The following is a 17,983-nucleotide window of genomic DNA, read 5'->3' as shown; positions in this document are numbered from 1 at the left end:
TCAGCGGGAGCAGATCACGCTGACGAGAGTGAACGACGCGTAGAACGGCCCCTGGGAGAGGCTGGCGAACCAGCGATGGCCGCGGTCTCGGTCGATGCGGCCCTCGTTGATGGCTTGCTGCATGTTGCGGCCGAGGCCCAGAGTGTGGTCCGCCTCTCGGAAGTCACGGAAGACCGGTGTCGTGGCGAGCACAGCTTCCACGCAGAAGCCTGCCTGTTCGGCGAAACGCGCAAGACTGCGTCCGACGGTCGCATGGCGGACCACTTCTGCAGTGGTGTAGCGGGTGAAAGCGCGGCTCGTCTCAAGATCCTCAGCGTCAACGATCAGGGTGTCCCAGTCGGGTTCGGCAAGACCGATTCGCGCGCCTGACCGAGTTGCACGATGGAGCTGCGCAAGAGCCTCCGCGGGGTCGACAACATGCATGAGGACTCGGTCAATCTTGGCCCGATCCACCGTGCCCGGCTCGACGGGGAGAGCGTGCACGTCCCCTTCACGAATCTCCACCCGGTGCAGATCGTTCGCGCGTTCGCGAGCCTGGGCAAGCATGGCCGGGTCACGGTCGACGCCAATCACCGTGCCCCTGTCTCCGACACGTTCCGCCAGCGCTGGCAGGTCTGTGCCCGGGCCGCATCCCACGTCCAGGACAGTCTGGCCTGCCTGAAGACCCAACAGGTCCAGCAACTGCTGCTTGTACGCGCGCCCGGCGTCGCCGGCGGCAGCCCGCAGCATGTAGGAAGCCTGATCGGGCCGGGGCACACCAAGAGTCGATGACATACAGGCCAGTCAAACACTCCGTTCCCCAACTGACATCATTTCTCGTCAACATCCACGAGCCTCAACATCATCAACTGCTGCCCGAACCCGCCGACAAACACTGTTGCGGGAGTTGAACAAAGCCAAGAGTTGCTGCAACCTCCTCGACCGTCAGTACGAGCCGGTACTCGCAGCCTGTCAGGCCGCGGGCATCGCGTTCCTGCCCCGGCGGCCCGTCGACCCCCGGGCTGGCGGCGCCCAGGCAGAGATCGCCGCCGTCGCAGCCGAGCTCGACGCCACCCCGGCACAGGTGGCCCGCGCCTGGCTCCTGCACCACTCCCCCGTCATCCTCCCCATCCCGGGCACCAGCCGGATCAGCCACCCCTCGCGGCCGGCCTATGGCAGCGTGCTCGAGGCCGCTGTCCCCGCCACCGCCGGGCGCCTTCCGGTTCTGGGGCTGCCCGTACGGAACGCTGCGGTCGCCGTCCCTCCTGCGGCACCGGACCGCCATGGAAGGGGCACGCCCGCCAGGTCAGGCACGTGGTCGGGCTCACCGAGCGGCACTTCACCGCCCGTCGCCGTTCCGAGCGGGCAGGGGGGGAGAGGCGAGTTCGCGTCCCGGGCCCTGGGACAGGACCGTGATCCCGGGCTCCTCGCTCCGGCGCAGCACCAGTACCTTCCCAAGGAGGGAGTCGGCCCGCAGGCCCTGGGTGCCGTCGTCACGGGCCGGTGAGGCAACGTGTCGCCGACACCCAGCTGCTCTCCGGCGCCATGAACGAAGCCGCCCTGTGGATCGCACAAGGCGGCAACCCGCAAGCCGCAGAACAAGCACTCGACCAACTCCTGACCGGACTACGCCCATCCGCCAGCGGCCCCCCAACCGCCCCGCCACAATCCGCCTGACCGCCGAAGGCCCGTACCGCGGACTGCGATCACCGACGGCGTACCCCGTGACGCCCCTGCCCGGTACGCAGCGTCAGGACCCACCCGGACTGCCGAAGCCACCCCCACCACACCACGGCCGTCATCGGCCGCTCCGCCACCCGTTACAGCATCGGCCACGCGCTGGGCACGGCCCACGCGGCCGAGCTGTTCCACACGGAAGGAACAGGAGGTCGACGCGACGGCCCGCGCGTGGGCCTTCGACCGCGTCCGCCACCACCACACGACGTTCAGCCCGCCCTTCCCGCGGCAGGACGCCCAGGCCCACACGATGGCCAGCCCGCGCAGGGTCGTCACCGCGTTCCGCGGCACCCAGCCGATGGAGATGCACGGCTGGCTCTCCGACATCACCACCCCGCCCTGGCCCGGCCCCCGCCGGGACCGGGTTCATCCACTTCGGCTTCGGCGAAGCCCTGAACAGTGCGTGGCCGGAGGTCCGCGCGGCCATCGACGCGTTCCGCGACAACGGGCAGAGCCTGTGGTTCACCGGGCACAGCCTCGGCGGTGCCCTGGCCATCCCGGCCGCCGCCCGCCTGCACTTCGAGACATCGTTCCCCGGCTCCCGCCCGAGCCGGTCCACCACCACGTCGACGCCCTGCGCTCCATCGATTCCCACGGCACCGTCCACGACAGGATGCCCGTCGTCGGAGGCCTGCCGGACCGGGCCGGGGATACCACCGCCGACATGCTGTCCCCGGCCTCGGACGGCGTACGTGACCACCTCATGAAGGCCTACGTGGCCGCTCTGAAGAAGAGCAGGAGCTGAAACGACGGTGACGGTGACGGGACGGTCGCCACCACGGTCGCCGACGCCGCCGCCGTCTCCCCGCGTCCCCTTCCCCCGGCACCCACGCGTCGGCACGGGGAGTGCGGCTTCGATGACCCGCGCACCGAGACCGGGGCACCGGCGTGGCCCGCACCGTCCCCGGCTGCCCCGCCCCCACACCAGCAGCGCACCTCAGGTAGCGGCTTGCACCGAGCAGGAGGAAGGTGGTCGTGCGCGACGAAAGGGCAGAGAGCGATGACGCAGAGCCGACCCTCGACGACGACCGACTCCGGCGCCCCGGTGGAGAGCGACGAGCACTCGCTCACCGTAGGAGCCGGTGGTCCGATCCTGCTCCAGGACGCCTACCTGATCGAGCAGATGGCCCAGTTCAACCGGGAGCGGATCCCCGAACGGCAGCCGCACGCCAAGGGCAGCGGAGCATTCGGCCGCTTCGAGGTCACCCACGACGTCAGCCGGTACACCAAGGCGGCGCTGTTCCAGCCGGGAACCCGCACCGAGCTGGTCACACGCTTCTCGACCGTGGCCGGGGAGCGTGGCAGCCCGGACACCTGGCGGGACCCCCGGGGCTTCGCGGTGAAGTTCTACACCTCCGAGGGCAACTACGACATGGTCGGCAACAACACGCCCGTGTTCTTCGTGAAGGATCCGATGAAGTTCCAGCACTTCATCCGGTCCCAGAAGCGCCGGGCCGACAGCAACCTCCGCGACCACGACATGCAGTGGGACTTCTGGACGCTGTCGCCCGAGTCCGCGCACCAGGTGACGTGGCTGATGGGCGACCGAGGCATCCCGCGCACCTGGCGCCACATGAACGGGTACACCTCCCACACGTACATGTGGATCAACGCCTCCGGCGAGCGGTTCTGGGTGAAGTACCACTTCAAGACCGACCAGGGCATCGAGTTCCTCACCCAGGCCGAGGCCGACCACATGGCGGGCGTCGACTCGGACTTCCACATGCGCGACCTGTTCGAGCACATCCGGGACGGGGACTTCCCGTCGTGGACGCTGCACGTGCAGGTCATGCCGTATGAGGAGGCGGCGGGGTACCGGTTCAACCCGTTCGACCTGACCAAGGTGTGGCCGCACGGCGACTATCCGCTGATCCCGGTGGGCCGCATGACGCTGGACCGCAACCCCACCGACAACCACGCCGAGATCGAGCAGGCCGCCTTCCAGCCGAACAACTTCGTCCCCGGCATCGGGCCCAGTCCGGACCGGATGCTGCTGGCGCGGCTCTTCTCGTACGCCGACGCCCACCGGGCCCGTCTCGGCACCAACTACCAGCAGCTGCCGGTGAACGCGCCCGTCGTCGACGTCCACACGTACTCCAAGGACGGGGCGATGGCGTACCGGAAGTCCTCCGACCCGGTCTACGCCCCGAACTCCAAGGGCGGGCCCGCCGCCGACACCGAGCGCTACGGCAGCCCGCCGAGCTGGACCGCGGACGGCGAGATCACCCGGTCGGCCTACGTCTCGCATCCGGAGGACGACGACTGGGGGCAGCCCGGCACCCTCGTGCGCGACGTCCTGGACGACGCCGCCCGGGACCGTCTCGTGGACAACGTGGTCGGCCACCTCCTCGACGGGGTGAGCGAGCCGGTCCTGGAGCGTGCCTTCACGTACTGGACGAACATCGACCCGTACCTGGGCAAGCGCATCGCCGAAGGCGTCCGGGCCCGGCAGGGTTCGTAGGGTCCCACGTCCCGGCTGGGCGTGCCGACGCCCCGGCGTCGTCGAGCGGTGGGCGCCGGCCGGCCCGGTGCCCACCCGCCCGGACGCGTCAGCTCGTGTGGAGCCTGATGTTGCGCATGGTCACCAGGGCGGTGCCGCAGAGCTTCTCCCCCGCGGTGTCCACGGAGAAGACCTCGGCGGCGGCGACCGTGATGGTGGTGCTCGGCCTGACCACCCGGCCGCGCGCGACGAGCTTCTCGCCCTTCGCGGCGGCAAGGATCTTGACCGTGTAGTCGATGGTCATGTTCACCCATCCGGGCGGCAACAGCGTGCCGGCCGCCGAGCCTCCGGCGAAGTCCGCCAGCGAGCCGATGACTCCGCCCTGGAAGAATCCGCTGTGTTCCGTCAGTTCCTTGCGGTAAGGCTGGATGATCTCGGCCTCCCCGGGCTCCACCCGGCCGAAGTCGAAGCCCAGGTGTCGCGCGGCCGGCATGGTCAGCACGGCCATCTTCACGGCCTGCGCGAAATCCGGGTTGGCCGCCTTGAACTCGGTCATGGGGTGGGGCTCTCTCTCGGTCGGTGGACGGTGGAGGGGGACGGTCAGTCACCCGCTCAGCGGCTCCGGCCCGGGGCCGTGCCGGTTTCCCAGGGCTCGAAGCCGCCCTCCAGGTAGGTTTCCCTGGCTGCGGCGCGCATGATCTTTCCACTGCTGGTCTTCCGCAGTTGTCCGGGAAGGGCCAGCACGAGGTCCTTGACGGACAGTTCGTGTTCCTGCACGACCGCCGCGCGAACGGCTCCGGCGACGTCCTTGGCGTCGGCCGTGAGTCTGTGGCCGCGTTTGACCTCCTGGACGACGACGAGCTGGTCGCCGCCCGCGCCCGGTACCGAGAACGCGGCTCCGGAACCGGGGTTCACGGCCTCGTGCGCCGACTGCACGGTCTGCTCGATGTCCTGTGGGTAGTAGTTGCGCCCCCGGATGATCATCAGGTCCTTCAGCCTGCCCACGACGTAGAGCTCGCCGTCGACGATCACACCGAGGTCGCCGGTGCGCAGATAGCCCCGGGGGTCGCCCTCGCAGGTGGCCTGGAAGGTGTCGGCGGTCGCTGTCGGGTTCTTCCAGTAGCCCTGTGCCACGTGGTCACCGTGCACCCAGATCTCGCCGATCTCCTGTGGACGGCACGGACGGCGGGTGTCCGGGTCCACGATGCGGACCTCCTCCCCGTCGAGGACGAGCCCGGAGCCCGTCAGCGTCCGGCCATGTCCCCCGTGGGCCTCGACCATGCGCTTGCGGCCGAGCTCCTCGCCGTCCGCGAGGACGGTGCGCGCGCCACGGCCCTTCCCGCTGCCGGTCACCAGCAGGGTCGCCTCGGCCAGTCCGTAGCACGGGTAGAGGGCCTCCGCGCTGAACCCGAACGGCGCGAAGCTCGCGTGGAACCGGCGCAGCGTGTCGTGCCGGATGGGTTCGGCCCCGTTGAAGGCGACCTTCCAGGAGCTGAGGTCGAGGCCGGAGAGCTTCTCCTCGCCGCCTCGTGCGACGGCGGCCTCGAGCGCCGAGACGCAGGCGTCGAACGCGAAGTTCGGGCCCCCGCTGCTGTGTGCCCGGTACCGGGACACGGCGGTCGGCCACAGCAGCGGCCAGCGGATGAACGCCATCGGTGACATCTGGATGCTGCTCGCGCCGACGTAGAGGGGCTGCAGAACGTTGCCGATCAGGCCCTGGTCGTGGAACAACGGGGCCCAGCCGACGACCGTGGAGTTCTCGTCGTGCCCGAAGGCCTTCCTGATCATTTCCTGGTTGGCGGCGAGGTTCCCGTGGGAGACCATCACCCCCTTCGGCGCGGAGGTGGACCCCGACGTGTACTGCAGGAAGGCCAGGGATTCGGCGGCAGGGGGTTCGGGGGCGAAGCCGGGGTCCGCGGGCGGCCGCGGCTCGTCCACCCGGATCCAGCGCAGCGTCCCGCAGACCGCGTCCAGGAGCGGCTTGCTGGTGTCGGCGATCGGGCCGGCGGTGAGCGCGACGGCCGGCTCGCAGTCCCGCACGATGCCGAGCGTCGCGTCGTGGACCCGGCTCTTGCGCGGTCGGTTGACGGGCACCGCGACGACGTGGGCGTACAGGCATGCGAAGTAGGCGACGATGAAGTCGAGCCCCGGCGGAAAGAGCAGCAGGGCCCGGTCGCCCGGCCTGCAGTGCCCCACCAGTTCCTCGGCCACCGCCATCGCGCGTGCGTACAGGCCCCCGTAGGTGATCTCGTCGGCTTCCTCGCCGTACTCGTTCAGGAAGGCGTAGGCGCGCTTCGACGGGTGACGTCGGGCGCGGCTCCGCAGGATCTCAGGAAGTAATGCTCGGTGCCGCATGCTTGTCCTCTCCTTTCGCGGCGGTGCCGGTGAGCGCTGTCGCGAGCGCGTCGGCCATGTGCGCCGCGATGTCCACCCGGTGGCGCTGGTGGAAGAAGTGGTCGCCCGAGAAGGTCCGCAGGGCGAAGGGCCCCGTCGTCTGGGACTGCCAGGCCTCGACTTCGCCGAGGTCCACCACCGGGTCCTCGGTGCCGTAGAAGACGGTGACCGGGCAGGTCAGCGGCGGGCCCGGACGGTGGGTGTGCTCCTCGCAGAGCCGCAGGTCGGCTTTGATCAGCCGCAGCGCGTAGCGGCGGAAGGCCGCGCTCTGGGTGGCCGCGCCGCTGGCTCCGCCCATGGTGTCCAGGGCGTGGATGAACTCCTCGTCGGGAAGGTGGTGGATGGCCGCCCTGGACGCCGTCCGGTGGGGTGCGCGACGACCGGAGACGAACAGGTGCACCGGCGGGGTGCCCGCCGCGGTGAGCGCCCGCGCGAGTTCGAAGCCGATGAGCGCTCCCATGCTGTGGCCGTAGAGGGCCACGGGCGTGCCTGTCAGCCGGGCGGTCTCGCTCAGGAGGGCCGCGACGGCCTCGGACACCGTGTGCGGCGGTGGCCGGGACGCCGCGTCCTCGCGCCCGGGGAGCTGGACCCGCACGGGTGTAATGCCGGGCGGGAACAGGCCGAGCCATCGGGTGAAGGAGGAGGCGCCGCCGCCGGCGTGGGGCAGGCAGAGCAGGCTGACGTCGCCGGTCGGGGGGTCGTACCGCAGCCAGGGTTTGGGCTGGGAGCGGGGAATCACCGGGGGCTCCTTACCGCGACCGGCAGGCTCTTGAGGCCGCGGACGATGAAGCTGTGGTCCTGCCACTGGAGTTCCCCGGGCTGGAGTTCCAGGCGTTCGGCGCGCTGGTACAGGCATGCGAAGGCGATCTTCGCCTGGAGCTCGGCCAGCATGCCGCCCAGGCAGCCGTGCATCCCGTGGCCGAAGGCGAGGTGCCCCCTGGCGTCGCGGTCGATGTCGAACGCGTCGGGCCGGTCGAACACGGTGGGGTCCCGGTTCGCGGAGCCGAGGCAGAGGAGGACCTGGTCGCCCTTCCGGATGAGTTCGGTGCCGATCTCGACGTCGCGTGTGGCCAGCCGCTTGGTCAGCTGCAGGGGGCTGTCGTAGCGCAGGGCCTCGTCGACGGCCTTGCCCGCCAGGTGCGGTGCGCGGTGGAGTCGGCCGGCCTGGTCGGGGTGGGTGAGCTGTGCCAGGAGGCCGTTGCCGATGAGGGATTTCGTGGTCTCGTTCCCCGCGACGAAGCACATGATGCAGACGAAGACGAGTTCCTCGTCGCTCAGCCGGTCGCCGCCGGCCGTCCTGGTGGCTTGCAGCCGGCTGATGAGGTCCGCGCCCGGCCGGGCGCGGCGCTCGGCGAGGACCTCCTCCAGGGCGTTCGCGAAGGTCTCGACGACCTCGCGGACGCGGGTGAAGTCCGCCGCCTTCATCAGCCCGGGTTCGAGCAGGAATCGGATGTCGTGGGTCCATCGGGCGACGTGCTCGCGCAGCTGCTCCGGCAGTGCCATCCAGTCGCACATCACCATGACCGGCAAGGGAGCGGCGAAGTCGGCGATGGCGTCCATGCCCCCGTCATCCCAGGCCCGCTGCAGGAGTCGCTCCGCGGTCTCGGTGACGCGGGAGCCGAGCCCGGCGGTCTCCTGCGCGGTGAAGACCCGGTTCACCAGTCCGCGCAGCCGGGCGTGGTCCGGGTTGTCGGTGAAGACGAGCGACTTCTCGCCGAGTCGCTCGATGCGTCCCGTGTCGTCCTGTCCCAGGCGGCTCGCCTGCTCGCTGACGAGCTGGGGGATGAGCCCGGCGCTGAAGCTGCGGTCTCGCAGCACCGCCTGGACGTCGGCGTGCCGCGTGATCACCCACATGCCCAGCGTTCGGTGGACCGGCCGCTCTTCCCGGAGCCGCCGGTAGCTGGGGTAGGGGTCGCGGCGGAAGGCCTCGGTGAAGGGGTTGAAGCGGACGCGGGCTCGGGTGGGTCGGGAGGTGCCCGGTGCAGCCGTGGTGGTCGTGTCCGGCGTCATCCTCGCTGACCCCCGCGGCTGTTGAAGTAGGTGGCGCCGTAGGGCCTGAGGACCAGCCTGAACAGGCAGATCTTTCCCATCCGGAAGCCGAGGGCGGAGAGCTTCAGGTACCGCTCGTACCGGGCTACGGTCTCGGGCCCGGCGGCCGCGGCGGCGGTCTCGCGGTTCGCGCGGAGTCGACGTGCCCACTGTTCGCAGGTCCAGGCGTAGTCGAGGCGTCCGTTGCTCACGGACTGGACCTCAAAGACGCCCTCGGCCGCTGTCGTGATCTCCGCGAGGGTGGGCAGGTCAGCGTCGGGGAAGATCTCCTGCTGCATGAAGGCGCTGGCACTGTCGCGGCGCATGTTGGCGTAGGCGATCGTCTGCAGTGACAGCATGCCGTCGTCGGTCAGCCATCCGCGGCAACGGGTGAAGAACTCCCGGTACACGTCGATCTTCTCGGCGGGTGAGTCGGCGGGTGTGGCGAAGTGCTCGAACGCGCCGATGGAGATGATGCCGTCGAAGGGGGCGCCGGGTTCGTACGTCCGCCAGTCCTCGGTGCGCACGTCGACGCCGGGATAGCCGCGAGACGTCACGTGGTCGGCCTGCCGCGTGCTGAGCGTGAGTCCCACGGCACGTTCGACGGACGGGGCCCGGCTGAGGCGTTCGAGGACGGATCCCCAGCCGCATCCGATGTCCAGGACGCTCCTGGCCCGGTGGGCTCGGACGGCGTCCAGATGGAAGTCGAGCTTCCGCTGCTGGGCCGATTCCAGCGTGTCGTCGGGGCCTTCTCGGAGCGCACACGAATACGTGAGGGAGGGGTCGAGCCAGAGGCTGTAGAAGTCGTTTCCGACGTCGTAGTGGTGGCGAATGGCCGCTGCCGCTTCGGCGGTGCGTGTGCTTTCCCCGGGGGTCACCGCCGCTACACCCCGGACTGCTGGATCTGACGATGCAGGTACTCGGCGACGGCGTTGATGTTCGGGTTCTCGAACAGCGCCTCGGGCGGCAGGTCGACGTCGTAGCGTTCCTCGACCTCCACGAGGAGGGACACGGCAACCGCGGAGTCGATTCCGAGCCGGTCGAAATCCGCCGCCGGGTCGACGTCTTCCACGGGCATGTCCACGATGCCGGCGACATATTCCTGGCACCACGTGATGATGGCGTCCTTGCTTGCGTCCATGGGCGTACTCCCTTACGCAGCGGCGCCGCGAGCGGCGTCGTCGGGGTTGTCGGTGACACGTTTCGTCCGCATCCGCTCCTTGGACGGGACCTTGAGTTCCCTGGCCAGGCCGAAGAGCGCGAGCAGTCTGATGAGCCAGTAGCCGGGGTCCAGGCGATACCAGTCGAGCCCGAACGAGGGGGATTCGGGGAATGCGTGGTGGTTGTTGTGCCAGGATTCCCCCAGCGTCACGAGGGAGAAGATTCCGCCGTTTCGGCTGTTCTCCCTGGATGCGTACGGGCGGGTGCCGAACATGTGGAGGAAGGAGTTGATGGCCCACACGATGTGCTCGAGGACGAACATCCGGACCAGGCCGCCCCACAGCAGGCCGCTCACCGCGCCGGTCCAGCTCTGGTAGGCGATACCGCCGGCCAGGGCGGGCGCGAGCATGCCCAGCGCCACCCAGTAGTAGTAGAGGCGTGCGACACGGACGAGCGAGCGGTTCTTCAGCAGGTCCGGGGCGTAGTGGACGATGTTCGGGTACGCGTGCCGGCGCATCCACAGGAAGTGGGAGTGCAGCAGGCCGCGCAGCATGCCGGTGAGCCCGCCGCCGGAGAGGTTCGGGGAGTGCGGGTCTCCCTCGCGGTCACTGCACTCGTGGTGCCGCCGGTGCAGTGCCACCCAGGACAGCAGGCCGCCCTGCCCGGCCATCGACCCGAGGACCGCGAGGGTGGCGGAGACGGAGGGCGCCGCCTTGAAGGTTCGGTGCGTGAAGAGGCGGTGGTAGCCGACGGTGACTCCGAGGCCGGTCAGGAGCCACATCGCGAGGAACAGGACGAGTTCGGTCAAGCCGAACGGATGCACCGCGAGGAAGGCCACGGCGACGGCGGTTCCCACGATGGGGAGGATGTCGAAGAGCAGGAAATGCCGGCGCTGCAGACGGTGGATGTACTCGTTGCTGATCGTTTTCCGGCGGGGAGTGGACGCGCCGACTCCGGACAGGGAATCCGAGCGGCTTGTTGCGGGTCGTACGCTTTCCTCAGCCATACTCAACCCCAGGTCTCCGAGTGGAGAGATCGTCGAGGACTACAGTGGCAGATTCACACGGGCCATGTCCATGCGTTCTCTGTTTTCGGCGCACCCGAAACCAGTCGTGGTCCAGCGCGGCGGGACGGTTCATTGTCGGACTGGATTCCGTTGCCGGCAGGCTGGCGCAGGGAACCCGGAACATCGCCCCTGAATCGCGAATTCCGAATGTCCGTCACCAGCCGGCGGACGCGGCAGTTCGTTTCGTTCTCATGGCGTGTGGCCCGAATTCGTCTCTCCCTTCAAGGGCGTTTCGGCGGACGGCGGGACGGCGTGCCCGGCCGAGGTGCCGAGGAATTCCGCCAGGAGGTCGGTGATCGCTTCCGGCTGTTCCAGGGGGCTCGTGTGCCCGCAGTCCGCGACGACCTCCAGCCGGGCACCGTCGACGAGGCCGGCGATGCGCTGCGCCTCCGTCAGGGGCGTGGTCGCGTCGTCGGCGCCCACGACGACGAGGGTGGGCGCGGTGATTTCGGTGATCTCCGTGTCGACGGGGGCGCGGTCGGCCACGCCGAGGGTCGCTTTGCGCAGCGCCGTGCGTCCGCTGCGCTGGAGCCGGGCGGCCCACTCGTCGAGCGTCGCCTCGGCCGCGGGATCGGCGAGGAAGGCGGGGCCGAACAGCAGCGGCCGCAGCGTGCCCAGGAGTGGCCGGATGCCGATCAGGAGCTGTGCCAGGGCCAGCATTCTGGACTTGGCGGCCAGATCGCGCCGCTCGGGCCCGGCGCTGGTGTCCAGCAGCGCCAGGGAGCGGACGAGTTCGCCGTGCCGGGCCGCGAGCCGCTGTCCGACGAAGCCGCCCATGGACAACCCCACCCAGTGCACCGGTGCGACGCCCAGAGCGCGGATGAGGGCCACGGCGTCGCCGGTGAGGGTGTCCATGTCGTAGCCGCTCGGGGTGGCGGGGCTGTCGCCCTGGCCGCGCCAGTCGATGGCCACACACCGGTAGTGTCGGCGCAGCGCTGCTATCTGCGGGTGGAACACCCAGCCGCTGAAGAGCAGGCCGTGCCCGAAGAGAATCGTTTGGGCATCCGGCCGTCCGGCCGGTGCGCCGGTGTCCAGGTAGGAGATCGTCGTGCCGCTGGCCCTGATGGTGGGCATGGATGCCTCCGTCCTCCTCGGTTTCGACCAGGGGGTTTCCGGGCTGGTGTGTCACCGCGTCCCGCGGGCTCCGCCGCCAAGGGCGTCGATCCCGAACATCTCCCCCAATGCGCGCGTGGTCTCCTCCGTTCGCACATGGTGCAGGCCACGGATGCCGAGCCTCGCGGCGCCGCGTAGGTTCTGCTCCAGATCGTCGATCATGAGGCAGGCCGAAGGAGGAAGACCGAGCCGCTCGCAGGCGGTCCGGTAGATGCGGCGTCCCGGCTTGCGGCTGCCCGTCTCGCTGGAGAGCACGACGACGTCCGCGAGGTCGTGGAGGTCGTATCCCTGGTAGCAGTTGTCGCCCAGCGTGTTCGAGACGATCGCCACGGGCACGCCGCGGGCGCGAAGTTCGCGCAGGGCACGGAGCATCGTCGTGTCGGGCCGCATGCCCGAGGCCACGGCGTCGATGAGGCCCGAGGATTCGACGGTCACGCCCTTGGCGCGCAGCCGGTCCGCCAGCCGCCGGTCGAACTCGGCGGCCGTCATCCGTCCGCACTCGTGTTCCACCAGCAGCTCGCCCGCTTCCCGGTCCTCGCGGAACAGCCGTTCCAGGAGGAGTGGCGCACCGCTGACGCGTGCGGAGAAGGCACGGAACGAAGCCAGCACGCTGGTGGTCAGCACGCCGCCGAAGTCGGTGAGCACCCCTCGCGGCACCTCGGGCGCTCCGCCCCGGGCGTCAGCCGTCTCGTCCACGCCGTCAGCTCCGTCCCGCCGACGGGCCCGTGTTCGCGGACGGTGACGCACTCCTCGCACCCGGTGGACACGCAGCGGACGGTGCCGGGGCGTCGCCTAAGCGCCTGGCACGGCCGGAGACCGCGAACAGTTCCACGACACCCCCCTGTGACTGAAGCGCCGGGCGCCCAGGAGGAGTTGGCTTCCCCACAGGCCGGGCTTCGCACCTCGGTCCTCGCGGGAACCTGTATAGTTGAGTCCGACGTCATATTCAAGAGACACACCCCAAACGCCCTTGTGGAGAAGCGCGTTGGCGGAGCGGTGGGTGTGGTCGGCGGACTCGGCCCGCCGACGGCGACGTCAGACGATCGCGGTTAGCATGGGCGCCCCCGGCACCGGTTCGTACGAAGTGGATGGATCATTGGCTTCCCAGGTCGCAGCCGAAGAGCGCCAGAGGGCCCGGCTCACTCCACGAAGCCAGCGCGGCCTCAGGACCCGCAACGCACTCGTCCTCGCCGCCCGCGAAGTCTTCGAGCGCGACGGCTACCTCGACGCCCGGACCGCGGACATCGCCAAGGCCGCCAACGTTGCCACGGGGTCGTTCTACACCTACTTCAACAGCAAGGAAGAGGTCTTCGAAGCACTCGTCGCCATGGTGCAGGACGAGATGCTGCAGCCGCGCCTCCGCGCACGTACCGGCATCACCGACGCACGCCGTCTCATCGACGCGGCCAACCGCGAGTACCTGCAGGCGTACGAACGCAATGCCCGCCTGATGGCGCTGTTCGAGCAGGTGGCCCAGATCAACGAGAAGTTCCGCGATCTGCGGATCAGGCGCAACGAAGCCTTCGCCCACCGCAACGCCAAGATGATCCGCGCCCTGCAGGAGGCCGGGGAAGCGGACCTCACGCTCGACCCGCTGCTGACCGCCTACGCCCTGGGCGCCATGGTGAGCCGCCTGGCCTACATGCACTTCGTCCTCGGGTGTGGCTTCCCGTTCGAGCAGCTCGTGCAGACGCTCAACAAGATCTGGGAGAACGGCCTGCAGCTGGGCCCGTCGACGTCGGCCCGGTGAGGGCGTCCGGGTGAGGGGCCGGTACACGCCCCCGTCGGCGGTCCGCGTCCGCTACCCGCCGACGGCGCCTTAGGGAAGGGCGCGGTGGAGCGGTGGGGCTCGGCTTGCCGGGCGGCGAGGGCCGCGGCGTGGCCGGGGGCGGCCGGGAGGTCGGTGAACCACCAGCCGGGCGGCGAGTGCTCGGCGTCGTCCAGCACGCTCGCGGGCCGAGCTGGCCGGCTCCGCCCGGGGCGGGGACGTCCAGCAGCCGGGCCTCCGGCGGGGGTTGCGGCACGGGAGGCATCATGGCACCCAGGCGCGGCTGGTTGCGCCCGGGGCGAAAGGGGGCTCCTCGCCGCCGGTCCCAGGTGACAGTGGGCGTCATGACGAACCGCATCGCCGTCCTGTCCGACGTGCACGGTGTCCTTCCGGCGCTGGAGGCCGTGCTGGCCGAGCCCGACGTGCGTTCCGCGGACCGTGTCGTGCTGACGGGCGACCTCGCGGCGGGTCCGCAGCCGTCGCGGGTTCTCGACGTGCTGACCGGTCTGGGGGACCGCGCCCTGTGGGTCGGCGGAAACGCCGACCGGGAGCTGGTGGAGTTCCGCCGGGGACTGCGTGCGACGCTGCCCGACCCCATCGCCCCGTGGGCCGCGGAGCAGCTCGACGAGGAACACGTGAGCCTCCTCGCCGCGCTGCCGCGCTCGCTCGACCTGTCCGTCGGCGGGCTGGGGCAGGTGCTCTTCTGCCACGCGACGCCCAGGGACGACGAGGAGGTCGTCCTGGTCGACTCCGGGCTCGATCGCTGGGCGGAGGTCTTCGAGGGGCTCGACGGTGAGGTGCGCACCGTCGTGTGCGGCCATACGCACATGCCGTTCGTCCGACTGGCCCACGGCCGGCTCGTCGTCAATCCGGGCAGCGTCGGCATGCCGTACGGCAGGGCCGGGGCGCACTGGGCGCTGCTGGGGCCGGGGGTCGAGCTGCGGAGCACGCTCTTCGACGTCGAGTCCGCCACGGCACAGGTCGTGGCGGACTCGACGTATCCCGGGGTGGCCGAGTGGGCCGGCTCCTTCCTGTCCACGCGGGCGAGCGACGCGGAGGCGCTGGCGGCGTTCGGCCCCGGGTGACGGGCGGGCGGAGCGGCGGTGAACCGGGCGCGGCGGGCGTCCTCGTCGCGGCCGGCCCGGTTCGTGGTGCGGCCGGGCACGAGGCCCCCGAAGCGCCGGGAGCTGACGCGCCATCCGCTGTTCGACACCACCTACAGCGCGGCCACTGACCCGGCCGGCGCGCTGGGCGCGTTCGTGGACATCGCGCTCAAGGCGTTCTCCGCGTCCATCAACGACCCCGTTCGCGCGGTGCAGTGCCTCGACCACATCGAGGACCTGCTGGTGCGGATCGCGCCCCGCCTCGGCACCCAGCAGTCCGCGGGCGCGAGCGCCGCGTTCCGGCACCGGACCCGCTCCTGGGCCGACTACGTCTGCCTCGCCACCGACGAGATCAGACACTTCGGCAGTTCCTCGATGCAGGTGCAGCGACGGCTGCGGGCGCTGGACACGACCGTCGCCGAGGTCTGCGCCCCGGAGCAGCTCGGCCCCCTGCGCTCCCGGCTCGAGACGATGGACACCGACGTCGCCGCGGACCGGTCCCGGGACCTGGACCGGCGGCTGGCCCGGCTGCCGGACTCCCAGGGCCTGGGCACGGCGGCCGGAGACGCACAGGACGGCCGGGGCCGACGCGTCGAGACATAGCGGACTCGGGAGTTCCGGCCCTTCGGGGCAGGGGTTTGGGGCCCGGGCCACGCATACGTCTACGCGCGTTCACCCGCGGGGGCTTCTCATTGTCATGTTCATCCCATACACAGGGAGTGTCCCCTCGACTGGCCTCGTCCCCACCACCCAGGAGTCCATAATGGGCCGCTCCCCGCGAGTCCCCCTCTCCGTGGCCGGCTGTCTCGCCCTCGCCGCGTCCCTGACCCTGCTTGCCGCGCCCGCCTCCCCGGCCGCCTCCCCCGACATCGTCATCAGCGAGGTCTACGGCGGAGGCGGCAACAGCGGTGCCGCGTACACCAACGACTTCATCGAGCTCCACAACCGGGGCAGCGCCGCCGTCGACGTGAGCGGCTGGTCGGTGCAGTACGCCTCCCGCTCCGGCACCAGCTACCAGGTCACCGAGCTCAGCGGCAGCATCGAGCCCGGTGACCACTATCTCGTCCAACTCCACGCCGGGACCAGCGGCGACGGGGCCGCGCCGCCCGCGCCGGACGCCACCGGCTCGACCAACATGTCGCTGAGCTCCGGCAAGGTCGCCCTCGTCACCGGCAACGCGGCGCTGGGATGCGGCGGTGACTGCGACAGCGCCTCCGGCGTGCGCGACTTCGTCGGCTACGGGGACGCGAACGACTACGAGACGGCGGCGGCGCCCAAGCTCTCCAACAGCACCTCGGCACAGCGCGCCGAGTCGGCCGCCGACAGCGACGACAACAGCGCCGACTTCACCGAGGCGGCGCCGGCGCCGGAGAACTCGGCCTCCTCCGGGGGCGGCGGTGGCGGTGGCGGTGAATGTGGCTACCCCTCCACCCTCATCCGCGACGTCCAGGGCTCCGCCCACCTCTCCCCCCTCAACGGCTCGACCGTCGACGACGTCCGCGGCGTCGTCACCGCCGTGAAGTCCAACGGCTTCTGGTTCCAGGACCCGTGCCCCGACGCCGATCCGGCCACCTCCGAGGGCCTGTTCGTCTACACCTCCTCGGCACCGGGCGTGCAGGAGGGCGACGAGGTCTCGGTCGACGGCACGGTCAGCGAGTACCGCCCGGGCGGCTCCTCCACCGCCAACCTGACCCTCACCCAGCTCAGCGGCCCCAGCGTGACGGTGCTGGGCACCGCCGCGCTCCCCGCCGCCACGGTCGTCGGCTCCGGCGGGCGCGTCCCGCCGTCGGCCGTGATCGACGACGACGCCACCGGCTCCGTGGAGACGTCCGGGAGCTTCGACGCCGGCACGGACGGCATCGACTTCTACGAGTCTCTGGAAAGCATGCGCATCGAGGTGCCCGACCCGCTGGCCGTGGGGCCGACCAGCACGTACGGCGAGATACCCGTGGTCGGCGACGGCGGAGCGAACGCCGGTGTCGCCACCGGGCGCGGCGGACTGCTGCTGCGGGAGGACGACGCCAACCCCGAGCGCGTCATCGTCGACGACGGCCTCCTGCCCACCCCGGCCGTGGACACCGGCACCGGCTTCACCGGCCCGGCCACCGGAGTGCTCGACTACTCCTTCGGCAACTTCAAGCTGCTCCTCACCGAGACGCTGACCGCCGGCCCCGGCTCGGCGACCGCCGAGACGACCACGCTGGCCTCCGGCACCGGCGAGGTCACCGTCGCGTCCTTCAACGTCGAGAACCTCAGCCCCAAGGCCCCGCGGAGCACGTTCGACGCGCTGGCGGACCAGATCGTGACCAACCTCGGCGCGCCCGACATCGTGGCCGTCCAGGAGGCCCAGGACGACAACGGCCCCGAGAGCGGCCAGTCCACCGGTGACCAGACCTGGCTGGAGCTGATCGACGCCGTCACGGCGGCCGGCGGCCCGTCCTACGACTACCGGCAGATCGACCCGCAGAACGGCGCCGACGGCGGACAGCCGGGCGGCAACATCCGGGTCGGCTTCCTCTTCCGCACCGACCAGGTGAGCTTCGCCGCCGGCACCCACGGCGACGCCACCGCGGCCGTGCAGGTCTCCGCCTCCGGCGACGCGGACGACCCGGTCTCGCTCAGCCTCAACCCCGGTCGCATCGACCCCGGCAACGCCGCCTGGGACAACAGCCGCAAGCCGCTCGTGGGCAAGTTCCTCGTGGAAGGCGAGCCGCTGTACGTCATCGCCAACCACTTCAACTCCAAGGGCGGGGACGACCCGCTGTTCGGCCGCCATCAGCCGCCGGCGCGGGACAGCGAGACCCAGCGGCACGCTCAGGCCGGCGTCGTCGCGGACTTCGCCGGCGACATCCTGGCGATCGACCCGAACGCGGCGGTGGTGGTCGCGGGCGACCTCAACGACTTCGAGTTCTCCACGACCATCGACATCCTCGAAGACGCGGGGCTGACCAACCTGCCCGCCCTCCTGCCCGACTCCGACCGCTACACCTACCTCTACGAGGGCAACTCCCAGGTGCTGGACCACCTGATGATCTCGCCCTCCCTGGCGAACGCGGGCTTCGCCGTCGACGCGGTGCACGCCAACGCCGAGTTCTCCGTCCAGACGACCGACCACGACCCCCTGATCGCCCGCCTCACCCTCCCCTGACCGGACGGCGGACGACGGCCGGCGGCGCTCGCCCCGAGCGGCGCCG

General features: G+C 70.6%; 18 protein-coding genes and 1 pseudogene. 9 read left to right on the top strand and 10 right to left on the bottom strand.

Annotated features, from left to right (window positions below; all coding sequences use genetic code 11):
• The gene (locus O7609_RS24345) at positions 1 to 729 is read right to left on the bottom strand and encodes a methyltransferase domain-containing protein (protein ID WP_269744272.1); all 729 of its coding nucleotides are present in this window, start codon (positions 727 to 729) and stop codon (positions 1 to 3) included.
• 157 nt (positions 730 to 886) lie between these two features.
• Between O7609_RS24345 and O7609_RS24785 the strand changes: the two genes are divergently transcribed.
• The 5 genes and pseudogenes from O7609_RS24785 (at position 887) to O7609_RS24330 (ending at position 4,177) form a co-directional block, all read left to right on the top strand.
• Positions 887 to 1,486 carry a hypothetical protein gene (locus tag O7609_RS24785; protein WP_443072216.1) on the top strand — a complete coding sequence of 200 codons (600 nt, stop codon included), beginning with the start codon at positions 887 to 889 and terminating at the stop codon, positions 1,484 to 1,486.
• Positions 1,483 to 1,656 carry a hypothetical protein gene (locus O7609_RS24650; RefSeq protein ID WP_332328000.1) on the top strand — a complete coding sequence of 58 codons (174 nt, stop codon included), beginning with the start codon at positions 1,483 to 1,485 and terminating at the stop codon, positions 1,654 to 1,656. The genes O7609_RS24785 and O7609_RS24650 overlap by 4 nt, the downstream gene beginning before the upstream one ends.
• A gap of 47 nt (positions 1,657 to 1,703) precedes the next feature.
• Positions 1,704 to 2,231, top strand: a pseudogene (locus tag O7609_RS24645) (lipase family protein); the annotation flags it as partial.
• Between the two features lie 98 nt (positions 2,232 to 2,329).
• Positions 2,330 to 2,461 carry a hypothetical protein gene (locus O7609_RS24640; protein WP_269732847.1) on the top strand — a complete coding sequence of 44 codons (132 nt, stop codon included), beginning with the start codon at positions 2,330 to 2,332 and terminating at the stop codon, positions 2,459 to 2,461.
• Between the two features lie 255 nt (positions 2,462 to 2,716).
• Positions 2,717 to 4,177: a catalase gene (locus O7609_RS24330; RefSeq protein ID WP_269732750.1), complete on the top strand. Its 1,461-nt coding sequence runs from the start codon at positions 2,717 to 2,719 to the stop codon at positions 4,175 to 4,177.
• Positions 4,178 to 4,265: 88 nt separating this feature from the next.
• On the opposite strand, the gene O7609_RS24325 is transcribed toward O7609_RS24330, so the two are convergent.
• The 9 genes from O7609_RS24325 to O7609_RS24285 form a co-directional block, all read right to left on the bottom strand.
• Positions 4,266 to 4,712 (bottom strand): PaaI family thioesterase, encoded by a 447-nt coding sequence (locus tag O7609_RS24325; RefSeq protein ID WP_269732751.1) that lies wholly within the window; start codon positions 4,710 to 4,712, stop codon positions 4,266 to 4,268.
• Between the two features lie 56 nt (positions 4,713 to 4,768).
• Positions 4,769 to 6,511, bottom strand: a complete 1,743-nt coding sequence (locus tag O7609_RS24320; RefSeq protein WP_269732752.1) for a fatty acyl-AMP ligase — start codon at positions 6,509 to 6,511, stop codon at positions 4,769 to 4,771.
• Positions 6,486 to 7,289: a thioesterase II family protein gene (locus O7609_RS24315; RefSeq protein ID WP_269744271.1), complete on the bottom strand. Its 804-nt coding sequence runs from the start codon at positions 7,287 to 7,289 to the stop codon at positions 6,486 to 6,488. Before O7609_RS24315 ends, O7609_RS24320 begins: the two co-directional genes overlap by 26 nt.
• Positions 7,286 to 8,560, bottom strand: a complete 1,275-nt coding sequence (locus O7609_RS24310) for a cytochrome P450 (RefSeq protein WP_269744270.1) — start codon at positions 8,558 to 8,560, stop codon at positions 7,286 to 7,288. The genes O7609_RS24315 and O7609_RS24310 overlap by 4 nt, the downstream gene beginning before the upstream one ends.
• Complete coding sequence (locus O7609_RS24305) at positions 8,557 to 9,456, bottom strand: SAM-dependent methyltransferase (RefSeq protein WP_269744269.1); 900 nt, start codon at positions 9,454 to 9,456, stop codon at positions 8,557 to 8,559. The genes O7609_RS24310 and O7609_RS24305 overlap by 4 nt, the downstream gene beginning before the upstream one ends.
• Positions 9,457 to 9,461: 5 nt before the next feature.
• On the bottom strand, positions 9,462 to 9,719 hold the full coding sequence (locus tag O7609_RS24300) for an acyl carrier protein (RefSeq protein WP_269732756.1): 258 nt from the start codon (positions 9,717 to 9,719) through the stop codon (positions 9,462 to 9,464).
• A gap of 12 nt (positions 9,720 to 9,731) precedes the next feature.
• Positions 9,732 to 10,595: an acyl-CoA desaturase gene (locus O7609_RS24295; RefSeq protein WP_269744268.1), complete on the bottom strand. Its 864-nt coding sequence runs from the start codon at positions 10,593 to 10,595 to the stop codon at positions 9,732 to 9,734.
• Positions 10,596 to 10,994: 399 nt separating this feature from the next.
• The gene (locus O7609_RS24290; RefSeq protein ID WP_269744267.1) at positions 10,995 to 11,879 is read right to left on the bottom strand and encodes an alpha/beta fold hydrolase; all 885 of its coding nucleotides are present in this window, start codon (positions 11,877 to 11,879) and stop codon (positions 10,995 to 10,997) included.
• Between the two features lie 51 nt (positions 11,880 to 11,930).
• Complete coding sequence (locus O7609_RS24285) at positions 11,931 to 12,614, bottom strand: HAD family hydrolase (RefSeq protein WP_269744266.1); 684 nt, start codon at positions 12,612 to 12,614, stop codon at positions 11,931 to 11,933.
• Positions 12,615 to 13,014: 400 nt separating this feature from the next.
• Between O7609_RS24285 and O7609_RS24280 the strand changes: the two genes are divergently transcribed.
• The 4 genes from O7609_RS24280 (at position 13,015) to O7609_RS24265 (ending at position 17,937) form a co-directional block, all read left to right on the top strand.
• Positions 13,015 to 13,668 carry a TetR/AcrR family transcriptional regulator gene (locus O7609_RS24280; RefSeq protein ID WP_269732760.1) on the top strand — a complete coding sequence of 218 codons (654 nt, stop codon included), beginning with the start codon at positions 13,015 to 13,017 and terminating at the stop codon, positions 13,666 to 13,668.
• Positions 13,669 to 14,030: 362 nt separating this feature from the next.
• A complete protein-coding gene (locus O7609_RS24275) occupies positions 14,031 to 14,771 on the top strand; it encodes a metallophosphoesterase family protein (protein WP_269744265.1) in 741 nt (246 codons plus the stop codon).
• An 18-nt stretch (positions 14,772 to 14,789) separates the two neighbouring features.
• Positions 14,790 to 15,392, top strand: coding sequence for a DUF2254 family protein (locus tag O7609_RS24270; RefSeq protein WP_269744264.1), 603 nt, complete (start codon positions 14,790 to 14,792; stop codon positions 15,390 to 15,392).
• Positions 15,393 to 15,552: 160 nt separating this feature from the next.
• Entirely contained in the window at positions 15,553 to 17,937 is a 2,385-nt protein-coding gene (locus O7609_RS24265; protein WP_269744263.1) for a lamin tail domain-containing protein, read from the top strand.
• Positions 17,938 to 17,983: the final 46 nt, after the last annotated feature.

It is taken from the genome of Streptomyces sp. WMMC1477, from assembly GCF_027460245.1.
GTDB lineage: Bacteria > Actinomycetota > Actinomycetes > Streptomycetales > Streptomycetaceae > Streptomyces.
Note: the sequence above shows the minus strand (reverse complement) of the source record. Positions and strands in the feature narration are given on the sequence as shown.